17 protein-coding genes and 3 pseudogenes are annotated in these 23,968 nt (G+C 33.7%); 7 read left to right on the forward strand and 13 right to left on the reverse strand.

Features of this window, described 5'->3' with window-relative positions:
* Nucleotides 1-86 precede the first annotated feature (86 nt).
* The 3 genes from ACM595_RS08620 to ACM595_RS08630 all read right to left on the reverse strand — a co-directional run bounded on the left by ACM595_RS08620 (nucleotide 87) and on the right by ACM595_RS08630 (nucleotide 4,521).
* Nucleotides 87-1,472 (reverse strand): PLP-dependent aminotransferase family protein, encoded by a 1,386-nt coding sequence (locus ACM595_RS08620; RefSeq protein WP_002482138.1) that lies wholly within the window; start codon nucleotides 1,470-1,472, stop codon nucleotides 87-89.
* 159 nt (nucleotides 1,473-1,631) lie between these two features.
* Nucleotides 1,632-3,116 (reverse strand): cardiolipin synthase, encoded by a 1,485-nt coding sequence (gene cls, locus ACM595_RS08625; protein ID WP_419744266.1) that lies wholly within the window; start codon nucleotides 3,114-3,116, stop codon nucleotides 1,632-1,634.
* Nucleotides 3,117-3,336: 220 nt separating this feature from the next.
* The gene (locus tag ACM595_RS08630) at nucleotides 3,337-4,521 is read right to left on the reverse strand and encodes a CynX/NimT family MFS transporter (protein WP_041079903.1); all 1,185 of its coding nucleotides are present in this window, start codon (nucleotides 4,519-4,521) and stop codon (nucleotides 3,337-3,339) included.
* A 93-nt stretch (nucleotides 4,522-4,614) separates the two neighbouring features.
* Here ACM595_RS08630 and ACM595_RS08635 point away from each other — a divergent pair, with 93 nt between their 5' ends.
* Together ACM595_RS08635 and ACM595_RS08640 are read left to right on the forward strand one after the other, a co-directional pair.
* Nucleotides 4,615-5,160, forward strand: a complete 546-nt coding sequence (locus tag ACM595_RS08635) for a helix-turn-helix domain-containing protein (protein WP_002482135.1) — start codon at nucleotides 4,615-4,617, stop codon at nucleotides 5,158-5,160.
* Between the two features lie 111 nt (nucleotides 5,161-5,271).
* The gene (locus ACM595_RS08640; RefSeq protein ID WP_037537515.1) at nucleotides 5,272-6,132 is read left to right on the forward strand and encodes an ABC transporter substrate-binding protein; all 861 of its coding nucleotides are present in this window, start codon (nucleotides 5,272-5,274) and stop codon (nucleotides 6,130-6,132) included.
* Between the two features lie 184 nt (nucleotides 6,133-6,316).
* On the opposite strand, the gene ACM595_RS08645 is transcribed toward ACM595_RS08640, so the two are convergent.
* From ACM595_RS08645 to ACM595_RS08655, 3 genes are all read right to left on the reverse strand, one after another.
* Nucleotides 6,317-7,132, reverse strand: coding sequence for a pyruvate, water dikinase regulatory protein (locus ACM595_RS08645; RefSeq protein ID WP_037537513.1), 816 nt, complete (start codon nucleotides 7,130-7,132; stop codon nucleotides 6,317-6,319).
* Nucleotides 7,125-9,758, reverse strand: a complete 2,634-nt coding sequence (ppdK, locus tag ACM595_RS08650) for a pyruvate, phosphate dikinase (protein WP_069822084.1) — start codon at nucleotides 9,756-9,758, stop codon at nucleotides 7,125-7,127. Before ppdK ends, ACM595_RS08645 begins: the two co-directional genes overlap by 8 nt.
* Nucleotides 9,759-10,796: 1,038 nt before the next feature.
* Nucleotides 10,797-11,900, reverse strand: coding sequence for a CdaR family transcriptional regulator (locus ACM595_RS08655; protein ID WP_228481606.1), 1,104 nt, complete (start codon nucleotides 11,898-11,900; stop codon nucleotides 10,797-10,799).
* A gap of 107 nt (nucleotides 11,901-12,007) precedes the next feature.
* Here ACM595_RS08655 and ACM595_RS08660 point away from each other — a divergent pair, with 107 nt between their 5' ends.
* The 5 genes from ACM595_RS08660 (at nucleotide 12,008) to larC (ending at nucleotide 17,304) form a co-directional block, all read left to right on the forward strand.
* A complete protein-coding gene (locus ACM595_RS08660; protein ID WP_002482129.1) occupies nucleotides 12,008-13,165 on the forward strand; it encodes a glycerate kinase in 1,158 nt (385 codons plus the stop codon).
* A gap of 63 nt (nucleotides 13,166-13,228) precedes the next feature.
* Nucleotides 13,229-14,491, forward strand: coding sequence for a nickel-dependent lactate racemase (larA, locus tag ACM595_RS08665; RefSeq protein ID WP_002482128.1), 1,263 nt, complete (start codon nucleotides 13,229-13,231; stop codon nucleotides 14,489-14,491).
* A 15-nt stretch (nucleotides 14,492-14,506) separates the two neighbouring features.
* Entirely contained in the window at nucleotides 14,507-15,331 is an 825-nt protein-coding gene (larE, locus tag ACM595_RS08670) for an ATP-dependent sacrificial sulfur transferase LarE (protein ID WP_206236985.1), read from the forward strand.
* 21 nt (nucleotides 15,332-15,352) lie between these two features.
* A complete protein-coding gene (larB, locus tag ACM595_RS08675; RefSeq protein WP_002482126.1) occupies nucleotides 15,353-16,111 on the forward strand; it encodes a nickel pincer cofactor biosynthesis protein LarB in 759 nt (252 codons plus the stop codon).
* A gap of 17 nt (nucleotides 16,112-16,128) precedes the next feature.
* Nucleotides 16,129-17,304, forward strand: a complete 1,176-nt coding sequence (larC, locus tag ACM595_RS08680) for a nickel pincer cofactor biosynthesis protein LarC (RefSeq protein WP_002482125.1) — start codon at nucleotides 16,129-16,131, stop codon at nucleotides 17,302-17,304.
* 119 nt (nucleotides 17,305-17,423) lie between these two features.
* Here larC and ACM595_RS08685 read toward each other — a convergent pair whose 3' ends face one another.
* From ACM595_RS08685 to ACM595_RS08715, 7 genes and pseudogenes are all read right to left on the reverse strand, one after another.
* Nucleotides 17,424-18,413, reverse strand: a complete 990-nt coding sequence (locus ACM595_RS08685; RefSeq protein ID WP_002482124.1) for a Gfo/Idh/MocA family protein — start codon at nucleotides 18,411-18,413, stop codon at nucleotides 17,424-17,426.
* A 230-nt stretch (nucleotides 18,414-18,643) separates the two neighbouring features.
* Nucleotides 18,644-19,558 (reverse strand): annotated as a pseudogene (locus ACM595_RS08690) (lipoate--protein ligase); the annotation flags it as partial.
* Nucleotides 19,554-19,829, reverse strand: a pseudogene (locus tag ACM595_RS08695) (FAD-dependent monooxygenase); the annotation flags it as partial. The pseudogenes ACM595_RS08690 and ACM595_RS08695, both read right to left, overlap by 5 nt.
* Before the next feature lie 16 nt (nucleotides 19,830-19,845).
* Nucleotides 19,846-20,394 (reverse strand): annotated as a pseudogene (locus ACM595_RS08700) (PadR family transcriptional regulator).
* A gap of 207 nt (nucleotides 20,395-20,601) precedes the next feature.
* On the reverse strand, nucleotides 20,602-22,245 hold the full coding sequence (locus ACM595_RS08705) for an alpha-keto acid decarboxylase family protein (protein ID WP_206236983.1): 1,644 nt from the start codon (nucleotides 22,243-22,245) through the stop codon (nucleotides 20,602-20,604).
* A gap of 159 nt (nucleotides 22,246-22,404) precedes the next feature.
* Nucleotides 22,405-22,866 (reverse strand): MarR family winged helix-turn-helix transcriptional regulator, encoded by a 462-nt coding sequence (locus ACM595_RS08710; RefSeq protein WP_002482118.1) that lies wholly within the window; start codon nucleotides 22,864-22,866, stop codon nucleotides 22,405-22,407.
* Between the two features lie 267 nt (nucleotides 22,867-23,133).
* Nucleotides 23,134-23,880 carry a glycerophosphodiester phosphodiesterase family protein gene (locus ACM595_RS08715; RefSeq protein WP_011302166.1) on the reverse strand — a complete coding sequence of 249 codons (747 nt, stop codon included), beginning with the start codon at nucleotides 23,878-23,880 and terminating at the stop codon, nucleotides 23,134-23,136.
* Nucleotides 23,881-23,968 lie beyond the last annotated feature (88 nt).

A 23,968-nucleotide genomic window follows, 5' to 3' on the forward strand; every position in this document is an offset into this window, starting at 1 on the left:
TTAAACATTTTCATTGATTGTCTAGAAATTTAAAATATTATTGGTCTTCTGTAAAGTACCAGTTATTAGTTTTTAATGGTACCAGTTTATTCAATAAGTACACTTTTTAAACGTTGAACTGCCTCTGGTATGTGATTTTGTTCTATTTTTGAAAATCCAATAATCAATATTTTAGGGTCATTATTTTTTTGAAGCGCTTTCACTTTAAATCTATTAATAGTATAAAGTTCCAATTTTTGTTCTTTCGCACGTGTTTCAATTTCTTCATATGAATACGGAGAATTCACTTCAATAATAAAATGCAATCCTGCTTGTGTATCTTTGATTTGGATATGTTCGCCGAAAGCCATACTCAAATATGCTATAAGGTTCTCTCTTTTTTTACCGTATAACTGATGCATTTTCTTTATATACTTTTCATAATGCCCTTCTTTTATCATCAAATTTAACGTTAAAGCGTTTAGCATGGAATAATCTGGAATTGTGTTTTGATTTTGTAGTTCAAATTGTCTAACTAATTTTGTTGGTAAAATCATATAACTCATTCTTATACTAGGCATCAGTGTTTTTGAAAATGTCCCTAAGTAAATAACACTCTCATTTTTGTCAAAACTAAATAAAGACGGGATATTATCTGTTTCATATTTAAATTCACTATCATAATCATCTTCAATAATATAGCTATGTGTTTTACTAGCCCAATTTAATAAATCTATACGTCTTGAAACGGGCATAATTGTCCCAATTGGAAATTGATGCGATGGCGTCACAATCACTGCATTAGGTTGAATATCTTTAATGCCCTCTAACGAAATCCCTTTACGATCCAATGCGATTGGCTCCATATGTATACGCGTTTGTTCTAGCAATGTTCTGAAACGAGAATAGCCAGGATCTTCAACTGCAATGGTTATATTTTTAGTCATGAGCTCAATTAATTTGGTTAATAATGCATTGGTGCCTGATCCTATGACAATTTGCTCAGGATAGCAATGGATACCGCGTTGATAGGAAATTAGTTTCGCAATCGATTGTCTAAGTTCCATAGGACCCTTTACTTCAGGAATAGATGATAGATAGTGATCATAATTTTGAAAAACTTGTTTCATCATTTTAGTCCATGTATCTACTGGAAATTCTGATATATCAGTGCTCATGTGTGAGAATGAATATTCAAATTCTGTTGCTGTATGCTCATGATATGTTTCTAATGACGGTTGCTTATCGTTTTCGATAATCAGTTTATCTATGGGTTCGATATAATAGCCCTTACGTTCTTGAGTGTAAATATAACCTTCTGCTAGCAACTGTTCATACGCTGCTTTCACACTATTTATGCTAATATCTTTATGTTTGGACATCACTCGCTTAGACGGTAATTTTTCATGGCTATTATATTTAAATGCTAAGATATCTTCTTTTAATTGTGTATATAGTTGTCTATAAATGTATAAGTTACTATCACGTTGCATAGCACACCTCAATTGTTTTGTTTATCAAATCATTATTTATATTATTAAAATGTTTTTCAATTATTCTAATAATTATATCATATAAAAAATCAGTAGTTATACGATGATAACTACTGATTCCAACAAAATTAATATTAAATTAAATGCTCATTTTGACTTTTATAATATTTGTGAGGCTAATTTGGCGATGGATTGTTTAAATTTAATCCAGTTTGAACGTTGATTATAACGTTCTTCTGTTAATTCTTTTGATACTTTTAAATCTTCTAAAAATGCTGCTTTAAGTTGTTTCGTAATTTGTTCGTCATACATAAAGGCATTTACTTCAAAATTCAATTCGAAACTACGGATATCCATATTAGATGAACCGACACTTGCCACTTCATCATCGATAATCATCATCTTAGAATGAATAAATCCATTTTCATAAGTATATACCTTCACACCATCTCTAATTAATTGCGCAACGCTTGTAATGGTCGCCCAGTATACAAAAATATGGTCTGGCTTATTAGGGATAATTAAACGAACATCAACCCCTGATTTAGCGGCGATTCGCAACGCATTAATATAACCTTTATCTGGTATAAAATATGGACTATGCATGTATATGGAGGATTTGGCATTCATAATCATTTTCATATATCCAAATTCAATTTGATGCCAATTATCACTTGGTGCACTCAGTGCGAGTTGCATTGACACATTACCACCTTGGTGCGCATTATCTGGAAAATACTTCATATTATATTCTAACTGCTCACGCTTAGCCTGGGAGTTCCAATCATGTATAAAACTTAATTGTAAGGCATCAACGCCGTCACCTCTCACTCTCAGGTGTGTATCTCTCCAATAACCAAACTTATCATTTAGACCCAAATATTCATCGCCAACGTTAAAGCCACCAACATAACCTGTCATCCCATCAATGACGACAATTTTACGATGGTTTCGATTATTCACTCTAAAGTTGATTAATGGTATTTTAGCTTGGAAAAATGCCTCCACTTGTCCGCCATTTTCTCGGAATTTTTTAAATTTCGACTTATGTACAGATTTAGACCCTACAGCATCATAAAGTAACTTCACTTCAAGTCCCTCTTCTGCTTTTTGTTCTAAGATATTAATGATTTCAGTACCTAAACCATCTAAATTCAATACATAATATTCCATATGAATATACGTTTTCGCATTGCGCAGATCTTCTTTCATTTGACTGAATAAATCATGACCATCTGTATAAATATCAATATTATTATCATTACTTAAAAAAGAAGGTTCTTTTGTTAAAAGTGTTGTTGCAATATCACGGTGTTTTCTCACAATAGGATTATCAGAATCACTGATTTTATTTGTCGAATCTTGTAGTTGGGCTTGAACTCGTTTCATCCCATCTTCTATCTGATTGTGCGCAAAGCCACGTTCACGTTTCTTACGAATACCTCTTCCGAAAAATATATAAATGAAAAATCCTAAAACAGGCATAACAAAAAGTAAAAATAACCATGCCCATGTTGCAGTAGCATCTCTTCTATCCCTGTCTAAAAAGACTATAACAAAGGCTAATATCACATTGATAACAAAGAAGAATGCTAACACACCCCGATATATGGCACTTACACTTGGATCAAATATTAATTGCATAACTTCACCTCATCATTCTTTCCCTAATATCTAAAAATATTTTCAACTATAATGTTTTAGTTCTAAAATTTTATATTACTTATACATATATTAATTTTAGTATAATTGGCTCCAATGTAATCTGATTTATTTCACATTGATTCATACCCATTATATGCCATTATAGGTATATTTACCATTTAAGCTTTAATCTAAATTCTATAAAATCAAGTTAAACACTTCACTTTTGAAGTGATTGTTCGATTGTTCGATTACGTCCTGCTTGTGAACCAAACAAAGTAATGATAACTGCTGTAAATAGTAATATACTTAAAGATGCAATCCAAGTACCCGTCATATCATGTAGAACACCAAATAATAACGGACCCATAGCGGCAAATAAATAACCAATAGACTGTGCCATACCAGATAATTTTGCTGCCGTTTGACTATGTTCTGTACGTAAACTAAAGAACGTATTAACAAGTCCAAAAGCGATTCCCCCAGCAACACCTATCAATATTGTAGAGATAATGGCCAGTTGAGGTACGCATAACATAATGATTACACCCGCAATAAACAACAATCCTGTCACGAAAGTTAATGTAAATTGCGATTTCATCTTAGTTGCAAATATTGGTGTGATAAAAGTAAATGGAATAATTGAAATCTGTAACACAGATAAATATACGCCCGCTTCACTAATAGACATACCACTCTGCGACAAGTATGCTGGCATCCAGTTGATGAGAGAATAAAATATAAGCGATTGCCCGCCCATTAATATCGTGATTTGCCAAGAAATTGGAGATTTCCACACATTCACACTTTTACGAGGTAACGCTGTAGCCATTTCTTGTTTACCTTTTAATTGAAATGACCAAATAATTATCGTCACTAATGTTACGATACCGATTAAGCTTATTGCTACATTATAATGAAACGACTTTAGCAATGGCGCAGTACCGTATGATGATAAACCACCAAATACATTCATTACAACAGTATAATATCCCGTCATGATACCGATATGTAATGGGAACTTCGCCTTAATGACTGCGGGTGCTAGGACATTACCAAATCCAATACCTATACCAATCAGCACTGTCCCAATATATAACCAGGAAATTTCTGTCATTGATCTTACAATAATACCTATAAAAATTAAACATAAGGCTAGAAAAATCGTTTTTTCTAAACCAAATTGATTACTTGTTCGTGCTGCAAATAATGAAATGACTGCAAAAGCTAATAATGGTACTACCGTAATAACACTAACAGCACTATTCGACATTGCTAAATCCGTTTTAATATCAGGCAATGCGACCCCAATAGAAGTAATAGGTGCTCTTAAATTCGCACCGACAAGTAATATTCCTATAAATAACAACCAATTGAATGGTTTTATTTTTCTATAATTTTCCATAATCTATCATTTACCACCTTATCAGGTCTATTTTGAAAACAACACATTATATGGTACGATATGTACGTTATAATGTAAATAGGAGAGATATATTTGTATAATATTCAAAGCATCGTAGCAAAAAATATTGCCGATTATCGAAAAAAGCATCAATTAAGTTTAGATAAAGTAGCTAATGCAACAGGCGTCAGCAAAAATATGTTAAGTCAAATTGAAAAGGGACAATCTAATCCAACGATTACCACATTATGGAAAATAGCAAATGGCCTTCATATTTCATTGTCGCAATTAACTTCTACATCCAATGATACAATCGATTTTATCGACGAAAGTGATATCATCCCTCTCATTGATAAGGAAGTTTCAATATATCCATACTTTCCTTATGATGAGAACAAGAAATTCGAAATGTTTAAAATGGAAATCCAACCTGGTGGCAAAATGCATTCCGACCCTCACCACCCTGGTTCCGAAGAGTATATTATTGTTAATGACGGTGTATTAGAAATCGAAGTCGATGGTAAACAATATACAATCAATCATCATCAAGCTTTTCGATTTAATAGTGATTTGCCTCATAGTTACTTTAATCCAGGAACATCAATCGTAGCACTAACTTCTACAATGTATTATCAATAACCAACGTAACACCCTCTGAATCATTTATGACAACCCTATACATCATTGTTATGTTTCACATTTTAATTGTGTGGAATATAAATAGTAAAAGCAATTTAGGGAGGTAATATGATGACTTTTGAATTTAAACATGATTTAGGTACAAGTGAATTACCAGAAGATATAACTTCAGCAGTAGCATTAGAATTTTCATTCGTTGATGCATTAGTTGCTTTAGATATAGATGTTAAAGGTATTGCCGATGACGGTGATAGTACAAATTTAACATCACCACTTAGAGAAGCAGTAGGCGATTATGTCTCAGTTGGTACACGTTTAGACCCAGATTTTGAATCTATTAGATCATCAGCACCACAACTCATTATTGGTGATTCTGATCGCCACAAAGAGATTTATGAAGAGTTAAGTGAAATTGCGCCTACCATTCTTTTCAAAAGCTTCGATGCTGGTTATCAAGAAACATTAGAAGTATTCCAACGTATTGGTACTGCCGTTTCTAAATCTAAAGATGCTAAAGAGCGTCTAGATAGACATCAAGCTTTAGTTAATGATTTTAACAATCAAATTTCTATAGATAAAAATAAAGAAACATTAGCTGCAGTCGTATCAGAACAAGGTGTGACGGCGCATTCAAATAGCACGTATGTAGGTGAATTTTTAACTAAATTAGGCTTTGCAACAGCACTTAATGATAAAGTTGCAGACACATTACCTGCTTACAGAGAATCAGATTATTTAGAAATGTCTTATGAACAACTTGCAAATGTTAACCCTGAAAGATTAATCGTGATGGTAGAAGACGATAACGATAAAGATTTAAATAAATTACAAAATAGTAATCAATGGGATGACTTAGAAGCAGTTAAAAGTCAGCGTGTACATTTTGTAAGCAGAGATGACTGGGCTAAATTACGCGGTCTTATCGCTTCAGAAGATATTGTTGAAACTCTAGCTAACCTTAATGAAGCATAAGCAATGAGGTCATAACAATGTAAGCTAACAAAAAAACGACCATTTCTATTAAAATAGAAGTGGTCGTTTTTCTGCTTTTCTTTAATATGATTAAAATTTCAAGGCCGCTAATCCAATATTTTTCCTGTACTCAGTGACTCGTATATTTATCTTAATATCTCTTATTCTCTCTTTTTGAATCATCTTATAAGCATTTTTCAATATAAAAGGCAGATTCTTCAATGGATTTATACTCTGTATTAATAACCGTTGCATTTAATTTTTCAAAAACTTCTTCTGCATGAATTAGCTCTTCTCTGATTCTATCCATACTATTATAGTTTGACGGACCCGATAACCCTAAAATTTTAACGCGCTCATTACGAATATTTAAAATATAGTCAGGACTCGCAGTTAAACCAAATACTTTCAAATGCTTATGTTTAAACACCTCATCTGGAATATCAACCTCTGGTACCAATGGAATATTCGCAATCTTATAGCCCTTATTTGCTAAGTACATGCTTAATGGCGTTTTAGATGTTCTTGAAACACCTACAATCAATGCATCCGCCTCTCCAATATCTGTAAAATGTTTACCATCATCATATTTCACAGCATACTCCATTGCTTCGATTCTCTTGAAGTAATTTTCATCTAGTTTACGTAATGCCCCACTTTCTAGTATGGGGTTACATTGTGTTTGTTGTTGAATAATGCCTATCAAATCAGACATATAATCGATATACGGAATTTGCAATTTTTTCGCAAGCTGTTGACCTGCAATATTGAAATCTGGATTCACTAATGTCGTAACAACAACGGCACTCAACTCTTTAGCTCTGTTTAAAATATGCATCAGTTCTTCATCATTTTTAATGAATGGATATTTTTTTATCTCTATTTGTGAAATGTCAGGAAATTGCGTTAACGTCGCATGAATCATTCGTTGCGCTGTCTCTCCTATAGAATCCGATATGACAAATAATCTCAGCTGTGGTGATTGTTGATCATCAAACATGTAATCGGTCACCTTCTACTTCACTTTGCGCAGTTGAAAGCAATGCACCCGGCACTCTAAATGGCGAACAAGAAACATAATCTATGTCTAATTGATTAAAATATTGAATGGATTTATGATCTCCACCTAGTTCACCACACACACCAATTGTTATGTCTGGATTCGCTGATTTTGCTTGTTGTGTAGCGATTTTTATCAGTTCACCTATACCTTCTACATCTAACGTCTGGAACGGGTCGTGCTCTAAAATGCCTAATTCAGAATAAGTACCAATAAACTTACCAGCATCGTCTCTTGAAAAACCGAATGTTAACTGTGTTAAATCATTTGTTCCAAAACTAAAGAAATCACATTCTTTTGCTAACTCACTAGCAATCAAGCAAGCACGTGGTGTCTCGATCATTGTTCCAATCATATAATGAATATGTTCTCCTGCTTCTTGTTGTAATGTTTCAATTCGTGAAATAATTTGCGCTTTCAACGTTGTAAATTCAGCAACGGTGGAAACTAAAGGAATCATAATTTCTGGTTGGCATGACACACCTTGCGCTTTCAGCTCCAATGCACTTTCTATAATCGCTTCTGCTTGCATGATATAAAGTTCAGGATACGTAATGGCTAACCTACATCCTCTATGTCCAAGCATTGGATTCACTTCATTTAAACTTTCAATATACTGGTCTAATTCCTTAATCGTTACATTCAATTGCTCTGCAACTGTTGCTTTTTCGTTATTTGAATTGGGTAAAAATTCGTGTAACGGTGGATCTAACAAACGAATAATCGTTGGTCGTTCACCAGAAAGTTTTAGTATTTCTTCAAAATCATTCTTTTGGTACTGCTTAATTGTGTTTAAAGCAGCAATACGTTTATCCTGTGTATCAGACAAAATAAATCTGCGCATTTCTATGAGTCGCTCTGGCGCGAAAAACATGTGCTCTGTTCGAACAAGTCCAATCCCTTTAGCACCAAACTGATAACCTGATTGAATATCTTGTGCTGTTTCTGCATTCATGCGTACATCTAATCTTGCATTTTCTTCTGACCATTGCATAAATTTCTCAAAAGCATGACTACGCTCTGCTTGGATTGTCTCAACTTCACCAAAATAAATATCCCCTTTGGCACCATCTACTGAAATGATATCACCTTCATATAGTGAACCACCTTTATAATGTACAACCTTATCTGTAATATTAATTTCTAAGTCTGAACAACCTGTGACACAACATTTGCCCATACCTCGTGCTACGACTGCAGCGTGTGATGTCATACCACCATGCGTTGTAACAATTGCCTCACTTGCAACCATCCCTTCAATATCTTCTGGTGATGTCTCAGGACGCATTAAAATCACTTTATTCCCTTTTTCTGCTTGTTGTTTAGCCGTTTCTGCAGAAAAAACAATTGCGCCACTAGCTGCACCAGGACTGGCAGGTAAGCCGACCTTAGTTATAACTGACGTCTGTTTTAATGATTGTTCATCAAAATTTGGATGTAATAATTGATCAATAGATTTCACTTCAACATTCATGACCGCTTTTTCTTTGCTTATCACATCTTCCTCAACTAAATCAACAGCGATATGAATCGCAGCATTGGCAGTACGTTTACCACTTCGTGTCTGTAATATATATAAGTTTTCATTTTCTATTGTAAATTCAATATCTTGCATATCTTTATAATGCGTTTCAAGTTGTGTTGAAACTTTTACAAATTGCTCATGCACATGTGGCATTTGTTCTTTCAATGTTTCAATATCTTTAGGTGTACGAATACCTGCTACAACATCTTCACCTTGAGCATTCAGTAGATACTCTCCAAATAACTTTGCTTCTCCCGTTATAGGATTACGCGTAAATGCTACACCTGTACCACTTTTTTCACCACTATTACCAAATACCATTTCCTGTATATTGACTGCAGTACCAATATCATGTGGTATTTCATTTAACTGACGATATACACGCGCGCGATCATTATCCCAAGATTTAAATACTGCTTCAATTGCCTCTGTTAATTGGTCAATCGGTTCTTGTGGGAATGGTTTATATGCTTCATCTAAGTAAACTGCTTTAAAATGTTCACAAATTTCTTTTAACCCTTCGGCTGGAATTTCTGCATCGCTTTCATAATGATGTTGTGTCTTGTATTGATCAAAATATGTATCAAAAGATGACATTGGAATACCATAAACAACCTGACCAAACATTTGCAACAATCTTCTATAGCAATCATATGCAAAGCGCGAATCATTTGTTTTATTTGCTAATTTTTTTACATTTTCATCGTTCAAACCTAGATTTAATATCGTATCCATCATACCTGGCATAGAAATTTTTGCACCACTTCTTACAGAAACTAGGAGTAAAGCACCATCATCAGAAAATGATTTCTGTATACGTTTAGATAACGCATCCAATTCTACATCTAACTGTTTCAGTAATAAATCAGGTAGTTTTGAATGGTTATTTAAATATTCTATACATGCTTCCGTTGTAATGGTGAATCCGTCTGGCACTGGTAAACCTAAGCGTTTCATTTCAGCTAGATTTGCACCTTTTCCTCCTAATAAATCTTTCATACTTTTTTGGCCTTCATCAAATGCATAAATATATTTTGTCATACTTAATCACCTCTATAAGTTATTATGTTATACTTATTGTTATAGAGTATGTCACATTAAAAAGAAAAAGACAACCATTATATTTAACATCAATAAAATATATTTAATTTTTTGTCTATTATTTAAACAAATACACATTGATAAACTGTACGTTAAATGACTAAAAAAAGCCTCAGTAACAATGAAATCATTGTTGCTGAGGCCATATTGTTTCACCAGTTTATTGTCCTTTTAAGTGAAAATATCTCCTGACATACTTAAATAATGATATGGGTTGGGTGGTAGTAATCAAAATAGACGCATTTATAAAGGCTACCCTATAAATGATAGCTCACGTTACAATGTTTTCTATTTCAAATCATATGTTCTTTAAACTGGTCCTTAAAAATGAGGAATTAAAAGTAGGTGAAATAGATAAAATCTAGAGTCTATGCATTGGGTTTTATAAATGTATACATTTCACTTAAAAGTGACTGAATACCATAGTATAAAGCGTATTCAAGTAGGTACTGTAATATATAATCATTTGAAAGTGGTGAAAGAGGAATACTTGTTATTAAATTACAACAAGTTTAAGGGTTCACTTCACGTTAATTTTGACGTGATTAGACTGTTTGTTTTGTAGTGTAATTATTTTTTACGCTAAAACTTAGTTACAAAATAAGTCATGTGTCATCATATCATACCCATCATATTCACTCCCCATCTTTTTAAATACATCAAAGTAAGATTGATGTGAGTCATTACTCAATAACTCAAAAAATGGCGCCATTTCTATAACAAGTAAATTCAGATTGGAAACAAAACGTTTTGTATCTATAAAGATTTTTATTCTAAATTTAATAGAATTATTTAGTAATAACTTAATTTTATTATATTGTTTCTCGTGTAATTTGTAAAGCGCTTTTTTGTATTTACTAAAATAACATTTTTCTCGCCTTATCATATTTGTAAAATGAAAACCTCAAAAAATACTGTAATCTTTTTAATTGATTATAGCTATTTTATAAAATATTTTGTACTTAATGTCTATACTATTTAACACCACAAAGCAATTTGTAATTTGATTGCATCAGAATATTTTTTGGGGTTCAAACCTGTTTGTAGTTTACATTTTTCTAAACGATATAGCAGTGTGTTGCGATGAATATAAAGATACTTAGCCGTTTGTGCAATATTCAAGTCATTTTCAAATAAACTTTTTAATGTTTCAATACTTTGATTGTCTAACTCACCTAGTATTCTTTTTTTATATCTCTCCCTTATTTCTTCATTTATCTGATAAAGTAATGTTTTTTCTTCCACATCTTCAAATGAAGCGAAAGATACATTTTCTTCGTTTAACATAAACACAAGTTCACATTCTTCGTAAGCATTTTTAAAATCATTTAAACTTGTAAACACTAAACTAGAAGCAATACGTACATCTAAATTTAAAGATGTAAATACTTGATGAATGCGATATATTTTTTGATTCAGTTCATCTTGTAGCTCATCTGTTGCTAAAATAACAATATGATTATAATTAGTAAAAGCGACTGCGAAAGTCGCCTTATCCATTATTTTAGCTAATCTTTGTACAATACTACTTCGTGAAAAAATTTGTTTCTCCAAATTAATAATGATGCATTTTCTATAAGTTAGAAACGCTACATTTAATTGTTTTGTTAAATATTGGATAAAGGATTGTGAGGGTTCACTTTTCAATAATTCCTCGATTAGTAATTCCTGACTACGTAACTGTCCTTCTAATTCATATGTAAAATAATTTTGATAAAGTAACAACTCTGTGGACATTTTCACCAAATCAGCAACATGCACTAATGCTGATGGATCACCTGTAATACCAATCACACCTACTACGTTATCTTGAAATATAATTGGTAAATTAATACCCGGCTGTGTACCTTGTAAATAACTCGTTTCTTCTTCAGACAAGATCACTATATCCCCACTCGCTAATACTTTGCGCGCACCTTCATGAACTTGACCAATTCTACGCTTATCAAACGAAGCAATGATTTCTCCATTAAAATTCATTATATTAATATTACTATTCGTTCTTTTTACTGTTTCCTCAACGATTAATGCAGCTAATTCATCTGTTAATACATTCATCATTTTATCCCCTATCATTTTCATACAAATTAATAACATCATTTTTGTATATTTTAACCCTATTTTCAATAAAATTAAATCGATATAATAGAATAATACAATAATGAAATCGTTTACAAGGAGGATGGCGTATGAAAATTGTTTTAGCACCGGATTCATTTAAAGGTAGTATGTCAGCTACTGAGGTTGCTCGCTATATGAGTCAGGGTATTTCTGATATATTCCCTGAAGCCGATATACATACCTTACCCGTTGGGGATGGAGGTGAAGGCACCATGGAAGCTTTGGTAAATGCCACGAACGGTACATTCACCACACTCAATGTGACAGGACCACTTGGCGATACTGTCTCTGCACAATATGGTGTACTCCATGACAAGGAAACCTGTGTCATAGAAATGGCTGAAGCGTCTGGATTAAAGCATGTGCCAGACAATGCACTTAATGTGATGCAAGCCACTACATATGGTACTGGAGAATTAATTCTTGATGCATTGGATAGCGGTTATACGCAATTCATCCTTGCAATCGGCGGGTCTGCAACGAATGATGCAGGTGCTGGTATGTTACAGGCACTTGGTGCCAAACTTTTAGATCAGCATCATCATGAAGTTGATCTTGGTGGTGGTAATCTACAAAAGATACAGCATATTGACTTAAGTCATTTTGATGCACGTATCAACCAATGCAACTTTACGATTGCCACTGACGTACAGAATCCATTAATTGGTACAAACGGTGCTTCCTACGTTTTTGGTAAACAAAAAGGTGCAACAAAATCAGATTTAAAACAATTAGAACACAACCTGACACATTGGGCCGATTTAGTAGCCCATAAGAAAAGCATTCGTCTGCATGACTTACCTGGCGCTGGTGCTGCTGGCGGTTTAGGTGGTGCTTTCAAAGCCTTTTTCCCTAGTCATTTTGAAGATGGCATTCAAGTCGTCATAGACTATATCAAACTGGATCAATATTTAGAAAATGCTGATCTAGTTATTACAGGTGAAGGTAAGATTGATTTTCAAACTTTATACGGTAAGACACCTATGGGTATTGCCAAATATGCAAACAGATACAATGTCCCCGTTGTTTTTATAGGCGGATCGATTGATGTCGATATCGATCAATTTAAAGATATGGGGGTAATTGGTGCTTTTAGTTTAACCGATGGACCGATGTCGCTGGAGGAAACAATAAACCAATCAGAAAAATTAGTTAAAAAAACAACCCAAAACATTGTTAACCTCTTTTTTCATGAGTCAGCAATTTTATCTAAATTTTCTGAATAATGTTAAACTAAACTTACTAGTCATGTGTTATATCATAATTTGAAGTATAAGGAGGAGATTATTTTGAAAACAAGCATATTATATGGTAAATCCAATGTCGAAATCGATTTACCGGATCACAGTGTATTGATTGAACCTACTGATATCGATGCACTCGATGATGATACAAATGCAATTCGTAATGCTTTAGCAGATCCTATAGGCACTAAACCATTAAAAGAAATGGTAAGTGCAAACCAAACCGTCGCCATTGTCATTAGCGATATTACTAGACCAACGCCTAATCATATCCTCGTGCCATTGATCCTAGAAACGTTATCACACGTACCGCCTGAGAATTTCGTCATCATAAATGGTACAGGCACGCATCGTGATCAAACACAAGAAGAATTGATACAAATGTTAGGTAAAGATGTCGTCGATCAAATTAAAATTGTTCATAATCATTGTAACGACAAGGATACTTTAAGTAAGGTAGGCCATAGTAAATATGGATGTGATGTCTATTTAAATAAAGACTATGTTGAAGCCGATTTTAAAATCGTCACTGGATTTATCGAACCGCATTTCTTTGCTGGATTCTCTGGTGGCCCAAAAGGCATAATGCCTGGTATTGCAGGTATTGAAACAATCATGACTTTTCACAACGCTAAAATGATTGGCGATATACGCTCTACATGGGGCAATATGACGGATAATCCTGTCCAGGATATGACTAGAGAAATCAACGCTATGTGTAAACCTGACTTTATGCTCAATGTCACTTTAAATAAAGAAAAAGAAATTACCGCAGTCTTTGCTGGAGAATTATATGAAGCACACGATAAAGGATGCGCCTATGCTAAGGCTCATGCCATGTTTAAATGTGATGATCGTTTTGACGTAGTGATTGCTTCAAATTCTGGTTATCCGCTAGACCAGAACTTATATCAAACCGTTAAAGGCATGAGTGCTGCGCACAAAGTAGTTAAAGAAGGTGGCAGTATCATCATGTTATCAGAATGTAGCGATGGTTATCCCAATCACGGTAACTACGCTGAAATACTGAAAATGGCAGACTCCCCGCAAGGCCTTGTGGACATGATTAGCGATCCGAATTTTGCAATGCTCGATCAATGGCAAGTTCAAAAACAAGCAGTCATTCAAACATTTGCTGATGTATATTTATACTCTAAACTGACTGATAAACAAACAACAGATGCTATGCTTCATCCTGTACATGAGATTAATAACACATTAAAAGAACTGGAAACAAAATATGGAACTGACATGACCATAGGCGTCATGCCGTTAGGACCACTGACAATTCCATATGTTGAATCATAATTGAGGAGGAATACTATGTTAACTGAAATGATTACAAAAGAACAAAAATTAGAAACGCTTCTTAAAGATATGAACAGTGTTATTGTTGCTTTTTCTGGTGGTGTAGATAGTAGTCTTGTGCTAAAAAAAGCAATCGATGTTTTAGGACATGATCATGTCAAAGCCGTTATTGTTAAATCTGAATTAACTAGAAATGAAGAATTTGATCAAGCCATTGCTTTAGCTCATCAACTCAATGCCCAAGTAATTGAAACTGAGATAGAAGCTTTAAAGGATCCACATATCGTTGAAAATACCCCTGATAGTTGGTATTACAGCAAACGTCTATTATATTCTAAGCTCGAAGCATTACGCGCACAGCTCAACTTTAACTATGTAGTTGATGGGATGATTATGGATGACATCAATGACTTTAGACCAGGATTAAAAGCAAGAACAGAATTTAATGTTAGAAGCATTCTCCAAGAGGCTGAATTGTTTAAATCTGATGTGAGAGCTATGAGCAAATCCAACCATCTACCTGTTTGGAACAAACCCGCATTATGCAGTTTCGCTTCTCGTATTCCTTACGGCGAACCGTTAAGCATTTCAAAAATAAATAAAATCAATGAAGCTGAAAAATTTATTTTAGCTTTGGGCTTAAACCATGTTAGGGTCCGCTACCATCAAAATATTGCTAGAATTGAAGTCAACGACGCTGATATACCTACTGTAATCCATAACAAAGACCAGATAACCGTCTACCTTAAAGAACTTGGATTCGACTACGTTACGATTGATCTTGAGGGCTACCGTACAGGCAGTATGAATGAAGTGATCGATACGCATCATACACATTAACAAAGTAAAGGTGGCAGTCAAATGGTAGAAAAATACGACGCAATAGAACAATTACTGAAAGCTGTACATGCAAATGAATTATCTGTCGACGATGCAAAAGACCAATTAAGTCACTACGACGAGCTAGGCTTTGCAAAAATCGATCTTCATAGAACACAACGCCAAGGCTTTCCTGAAGTCATTTTTGGTGAAGGAAAGACAAAAGAACAATTGCATGATATCGTGCATACACTTATTAAACATGACTCTATTGTTCTGATTACGAGAATTGACCAAGAAAAAGCTGACCATATTACTGCCAAATATGATCAGCTTGAATACCATGAAACGGCACGCATTGTCTCAACACCAATCAAACATATAGCTAAGACAAATCATTATGCCTCCATCATTTGTGCAGGTACTTCAGATTTACCAGTTGCCGAAGAAGCTGCTATCACCGCTGAAGTCATGGGGATTCACGTTCAACGTTTTTATGATGTAGGTGTTTCAGGTATTCATCGATTATTTGCACATATTGAATCTATTCGACAAAGTAAAGTTTCAGTAGTTGTTGCTGGAATGGAAGGCGCCCTTTCAAGCGTTGTTGCTGGATTAGTTGATCATCCGGTTTACGCTGTACCCACGAGTATCGGTTATGGAGCCAATCTACAAGGTGTAACAACTTTATTATCTATGGTTAATTCATGTGCACCAGGTACAAGTGTGCTTAATATTGATAATGGTTTTGGTGGTGGTTACAATGCTGCTATGATTATTAATATGATTGAGAGTCATTAAAATTGGAGTGGTAAATTATGACAAATGGTCTTTATTTAGATTGTCATGCGGGTATCGCGGGTGACATGTTATTATCCTCTTTGGTAGATTTAGGTGCAGATGTAGATTATGTGCATCAACACTTATTATCACTACCTTTAGATCAATTTAGTTTAAACTTTGCTAAAAAAAATAAACAAGGCATACAAGCGATGGGTCTAACAATTGACTTTGAAGAAGCACATCATCATAGAAAAGCGTCAGACATTTTCAACATGATTAACGAGAGCACTTTACCCAACAGAGTCAAAGAACGTAGCATGCTGATATTTGATGTTATTGCACAAGCTGAAGCAAAAATTCATGGCATGAAAATAGAAGATGTCCATTTTCATGAAGTTGGTGCGATGGATTCCATTATAGATATTATAGGTAGTTGTCTTGCATTAGAAGATTTGGGTATTGATGAAATAAAATCGTCACCCGTACCTACTGGAAATGGCAAGATTAAAATTGCACATGGTATATATCCCATTCCAGCGCCAGCAACCGCTGAAATACTTAAGGATATCCCACTTGCAACATTTGATGTTCAAAGTGAACTGACAACACCCACTGGTGCGGCATTTATTAAGGCTTTAGCAACACATATCGGTCCTTTGCCTGCTGTATCAATGTCAAATATTGGTTACGGTTGTGGTACAAAAGACTTTGAGTTTCCAAATGTCATACGTGCTATACAATATACAGCGACAGAAACGACTCCAAATCAAGTACAAGTATTAGAATGTCAAATTGATGATATGACGCCAGAAACACTTGGTTACTTTATAGAGCAAGTGATAAATGAAGGCGCATTAGACGCATTTTACACACCTATTACGATGAAGAAAAGTCGGCCTGCGACTCAATTAACAGTAATAAGTAGCGTCACACAAGCAAAGGAATTCGAAGATTTTATTCTTAAACACACTACATCTCTCGGTGTGCGCAGTTACGCTGTTAATCGCAAAATTTTGCATCGTCAATTCCAAACCATCCATACAACATATGGCGCCATTTTAGTCAAACTAGCAATGAAAGACAATAAAATTATAAAAGCAAAACCTGAATTTGAAGATGTTAAAAATGCAGCACTTCACTCTGGACAGTCTTTCACTAATGTATATAATGACATTCAAAATGAAGTCAGAAAACACATTCAAATAGATTAAAATGAAAAAGTGAGAACCTTCATCTAATCAACTAACTAGATGAAGGTTCTCACTCTTTTTTATAGCAGTAATGACTGCTCATCATTTGAAGAAAATCATCTTTAAACGCTTCATGCGTTCTATTTTTGCGATGGTCCTACTTTGATGTTTGCACTATCCAATGCTTGTTCTAATACTTCAATAACTTGGATACTATGTTCTAACTTTTGGGCGGCTAAATCATTATTTTTCTGTTTAATGATTTGGGCAATTTTTACAAATTCTTCATACATGCGGTGATTATGTGGGTTTACTTGATATGACTGTGTGCCACCCTGGTTATATTTTAATTCGAATGCTTTTAATTCATTGGTCGGTCCCTTTATATTAATTGACGCATTGTCACCTTGAATATAAGACTGATTGTCAGAGTTTGAATCTTTAGCCCCTATACATACTACTTTTACATCATTATAATCCAGTTGTAATATGCCTGATGTGTCTATACCCTTTTGAATGTTAGCAAAATATGCAACGCCCTCGGGTTTACCAAATAATCCAACAGCCAAATGTATGTTATAAACATTGATATCCATTAATGCGCCGCCACCTTTAGACGGGTCAAAAGCAGGTGCTACAATGCCTTCTTTGAACTTGTCATATCTTGATGAATACTGTGAATAATTAAATTGTGCAATTTTGCAGTTTCCAAGCTCATTCATAGATTGTTTTAAAACTTCAAAATTACTCAAATATAGATTGGTAATTGCTTCAATAATAATGATATCATGGGCTTGAGCTAAATCTCTTAATTCTATTAATTCCGCTTTTGTTAACGTAAATGGTTTTTCACATATGACATGCTTACCTTGTTGAATCGCTTTACGTGCATAGGCATAATGTAAGTGATTAGGCACTGCTAAATAGATTGTATCTATCATTTCGTCTTGTATAAATTGCTCATAATCATCATATATCGTTTTAATATTAAATTGCTTTTGTAAATTTTTTACATTTTCTGGATTTCTCCCTGAAGAAACAATACTTTGAAATGTAAATTCTGAAATTTGTTCCATTACAGGTAATGCTTCTTTGACAATTTTCCCCGCACCAACGATTCCAATATTCATTAAATTACCCCTTTTTGTTTTATATTTTTTCCAAAACAATATGTATAGGTATAGGACCATTTACATCTCGTTTAACTTAATTCTTTTTCATTTATTAGCTTTATTCTACTTTATCGGTTCTGTGAATTCAAAATCTATCACTTCCTAGATTGGTTAACTATTTTACCAAACTGAAAATTCATCAAAAAAGTCTGAAACATTAATATGTCCCAGACTATATATTCGTTGTATTAACTTAAAATCACATCTGCAATTTCTTCGGCAGTTGTTTTGCCAAAATAATATGTCAAATCTATCTCATTTAAAGCTGCAACAATGTCTTCTTTTACGACACGCACACCCATTAACTGAGCTTCTACATCCTTTATATCACCTTGACCGAAAAAGTCTCCATAAATACGACATGCAGCAATGCGTCCTTTTTCAACTGCAAGTGAAATGTCAATTGTTCCAGCAGTCAATCTTGCATCTCTATTATATTCATAACGTGGAGAACGTCCAAAATTCCATTCCCAATTATGATATTTATTGTCGAGCATTTCATCAATGACTTTCCAATCCACTTCCGTTAAATCATAACGTTTCGCTTCACTTAAATCATCAATGCCTAAAATTTGCTTAACCATTAAATCTTTAAATTCATGAATCGTAACATCTTGGTATTCAGATGCTAAATACGGTCTGATACTACCGACACGAGAACGCACGGATTTAATACCTTTAGATTCTATTTTTTTACGATTTGATTTCAGTACGTTAACCATTGGTTCATAATCTACATCTAATAAAAGTGAATAACCACCGTAAATACGTCCTTTAATCAATGTCATTGCTGCACCAGATATTTTCTTACCATTAGCCGCTAAATCATTACGGCCACTTTGTACAACTTCCGTTGCTCCAAGTTGATGAAGGGCATCGATACCAGGTTCATAGAATTTTTTGAAATCACCATAAATCGTGCCATCGTTTTCCAATATACAGCACATATTCACTGCACCACGGTCTACATAAACTGCACCACCACCAGTATCACGGCGTACAACTTTAATATTGTGCGCTTCTACATAGTCTTGATTAATTTCTACTGCCGTATTTTGAAAACGACCGATTTCCACTTTAGGATCACAATAATACGGGAAAATGAACTGTACCATCTTTACCAATAACACGGGTATCTTCACCTTCATAACGTACCAGTGATTTAAACGCTTCATATATACCTGCTTCTTTAAGTGGGAGTTGTCCTGTATCTGCGTGAATATCCAATGAACCCCCACGATTTTTATTTATCTCCGGTGATTCCTTTTCAAAAATAGTAAAATTATAACCCTGTTGTTGTAATAGCAGCCCTAGCATTAATCCACCTGGACCGCCTCCAATAATTGCTATGTTTTTAATATTTTTTACAGTCATACGATACCTTCTTTAATTAATATAATTGCTTTAATTCGTTTTTAGTTTTTTCAATAAATGCATCAAACTTTTGTTTCTTCTCAGCGTCATTCAATGCTTCTTTATTTTTTTCCATAATTTCTCTGAATAAATCTTATAACTGCGTACGTGCTTCCTTCATTGCTTCAAAATCCATATTTTTAAAATGTTCTAATCGCTGTAACATTTCATTGTTCATATTTTCATTTAAAAATGCATTACCTTCTTCTATAATTGTGTATATCTTTTTCTTGCCGTCCTGAGAAATAGAAACAAAGTCTCTATCTTCTAACATTTGTAATATCGGATATACTGAGCCAGGGCTTGGTGAATAAAAACCTTTAAATTGTGCCTCTAAATCCTTAATGATTTGATAACCATGCTTTGATTCTTCTTTAAGCATCTTGAGTATGACAAATTGTAAGTTACCTTTTTTAAAAAATCTTTCTCTACCTTGAGGACCTCCAAATCTTTCTTGACCTCTACCAAAACCGAATTCAAATCCTTCACGATTTCTCTTTGTATTATGAAAATGTCTTCTAAACATATAAATCACCTTTCTTTATTTCGATATATCGAAATATGTCAACGATATATCGTTATTCTTTAAAATTTATTTATATCTAACGTAAAATAAAGAACGACACAAACCCAAATTTTACCTTCGGATTTGTCTCGCTCTTATCTTTATTAATTATACTGCTAATTATCTAATATATTTTAATGACTGTAATCTTGCATCATTGCAACGATATTAACCATTTTGTTTTGCGAAAGCTTGGCCAATTGCATTTAATTTATGTGGCGCGTCATGAACACCCATCTTAACTTCAATGAAGTGCATTGTGTCTGGTTGCGCTTCTATTTGAAGTAGTACTTTTTGAAATGCTTCACTCGTATTTACATCATGTACTTGAACTTCATCTTTTCCACCAAATACGGTAGGTAATAATTTATAATCCCACATCTTAATATCGTTATACATAGCATTTTCACCATGGATTTTACGTTCTACTGTGTAACCATCATTATTAATCACAAAAATAATAGGTTTAATCTTCTCTCTAATCATTGTTGATATTTCCTGAACCGTAAGCTGTAGTGATCCATCTCCAATCAACAATAAGTTTCTACGACTTGTATCTGCCATTTGTGTGCCTAAAGTAGCTGGTAATGTGTAACCAATAGAACCCCAAAGTGGTTGTCCAATAAATTTATTGTTATGTTTCAATGCTAAATCATACGCACCAAAGAATGATGTACCTTGTTCAGCTAATATAACATCTTCTTCTCTAATAAAATCTTGCATCATTTTGAAATACGTTTCTTGTGTTAACGGCTCATCAGTCAAATCGTAATCATGTGCTTTCGGTTGTTTAAATTTTGGAAATTCACCATTATTCACATAGTTAATGGTATTCAAGCCGTCCAATAAATCTACCAATGATACTTCTGTATCTTTCGTTTCATTCATTTTAAAATGATGATGATTAATCATAACTACTTCGTCAATATCAAATTGATATGAATAGCCAGCTGTAGCAGAGTCAGTTAATTTTGCACCTATATTTAAGATAGCATCACTTTGATCTACGTAATTTCTAATATCTTCTTCGGCTAACGATGCATCATAAATCCCCATGTAGTAAGGAGATGTTTCATTAAATGCGCCTTTACCTAATGAAAGTTGTACAACCGGAATTTGAGATTGCTTTACAAACTGTTCAAGCTTCTCATGTAATTTAAAACTATTAATTTCATGTCCGGTAATAATAACTGGTTTGTCTGCACTTTGTAATTTATCTTTAACCATTGTCATGTACTTCGTTACATCAGTCTGTGGTCGTTGTTCAATTTCAAATGGTGTTGCTACATCAATTTCACTATTTGCCACATCAATGGGTAAATGAATATGCACAGGTCTTTTTTCATAAAGTGCTGCATTGATTACTCTTGGAATTTCACTTTGTGCATTTTCTGGTGTAATATACGCTTGCGCTGTAGTAATGGATGCATACATATTTCTATAGTCATCAAAATTCCCTTCTCCTAGAGAGTGATGTACATATTTCCCAGCGTTTTCAACTGCTCTTGTAGGTGCACCAGTTATTTGAATCACAGGCACACGCTCAGCGTATGAACCAGCTATACCATTAACGGCACTTAATTCTCCAACACCAAATGTCGTAACCATTGCGGCTATACCTTTCATGCGAGCATAACCATCTGCTGCATAACTCGCATTCAACTCATTCGTATTACCAATCCATTCCATGTCGTCTCGGCTAATAATGTCATCTAAAAATGTTAAATTAAAGTCTCCTGGAACACCAAACACTTTATCTACACCAACATCACTGATACAGTCCATTAAATATTGTCCAACTCTTTTTTTCATTTTCATTTCTCCTTTCAAACCATCTCAATTACACTACAAATTTAACTCATTTATTATAAAAGGTCAACAATGTTGACTTATATATTGATAGCGACTTTTTGTTTTAAAAAAGAAAACGATACAGCTCGTTACGCTATATCGTTAGTTAGACACTCATATTTATTTGTTAAAATCATCTTTTAGATATTTCACTTCCTGAAAACCAGTACGGTATGAAGCCAATTCTTCCATAATTGCATACCAATCATTACCTACTTTTTTCTGTATATCTTGAAACATATCATTTTGTTTTTTATTTAACTCTCTAACTAATTTCGTACCTTTATCAGTAGGATATAACGCTTTGACACGCTTATCCGTAGCTGTTTGCTTTTCAATGATGTAAGCTTCATCTTTTAATTTTTTTAATGTGGCATGACTACCTTGTTTAGATATTTCTAAACTTTTCAATAAATCTTTAATTGTAATACCAGGTACTTTCTCAATAAAAAATAAAAAACGATGATGTTGTCTATTCAGCCCATATTTTTCGATAATTTCATCTGCAGTGTTAATAAATGTTTTATAGGCAAAATAAAACAACAAATTCTCATAATCATTGTTATTACTATTACTTTCCATTACACACAATCCTCTGTTTCTTATTTTAATACAATTTTACTAGCTGAAATCCATTTGAGCATTATCCATACGTATATTACTCACTATTTTCTTTATTATAACAGTTCTCATACCACGGATTATCTAATTTTCATATATTAACTGTTGAGATGTCTAATTAATAATAAATGATTACTTTTTTGTTTACTTATTTTCTAAAATGCTTACACACTTAAAAGTGATTTCTTATTGCTAAATCATCATCAGTACCCATTCATTTTTCAATCATTATGGTCTCTCTAAATGAATCATATCGTCAGCATGATCCGTAAAAATACCATCTACGCCCCAATTAGCTAATTGATTCGCACGTAGTGATTTGTTAACTGTCCACACATTTAATGTATAACCTGCATTTTTTATCATTTTCACACGCGCTTGAGAAAGTTTGGCATCTTCAATATTCACAATATTTGATCCACAAAAATCTAATAAAGTTCTCCAATCTCCTTGGAACGCTGCAGATTTAAAAATTAATGCTCTTGGATATTCTGGCAATAACGCTTCGGCTAATTTAACTAAATAGACATTAAAACTTGAAATCAATACTTCTATATTCGAATCTAGTTCTTTTAATTGTTCAGCGACTTGTGTAACCATACTTTCAGATAAGGCCGTACCATTCGAACCACTTACGCCCTTTAATTCAATATTTAGATTTATTTGCGTTTCATTCGCCATCTTGATGACATCTTTAAAAGTCGGCAATCTTTCAGCTTCAAATGCTTTGCCAAACCAACTGCCAGTCGAAGCATTTTTTATGTCCATATAATCTAATTGAGTTACTTCACCTGTCATATCCGTTGTTCGATCAAGAAAATCATCGTGTATGATAACTAGCTGTTCATCTTTCGTAATTGCAACATCTAATTCAATCCATTTTAAACCAGGTATGTCAGCAGCCTTTTTATATGAAGCCAGTGTATTTTCTGGCGCTTTACTCGGTAAACCTCTGTGACCATAGATTGTAAACATCGAACCATCCTCTTCCGTTATCGTTTTCCATAATTATGATATGAACATAGCCATATTTCAAATAATCTATGTAAGATTCATGAAACTA

The sequence above is a fragment of the Staphylococcus sp. LKG3-1 genome (assembly GCF_048568385.1).
Classification (GTDB): domain Bacteria; phylum Bacillota; class Bacilli; order Staphylococcales; family Staphylococcaceae; genus Staphylococcus; species Staphylococcus saprophyticus.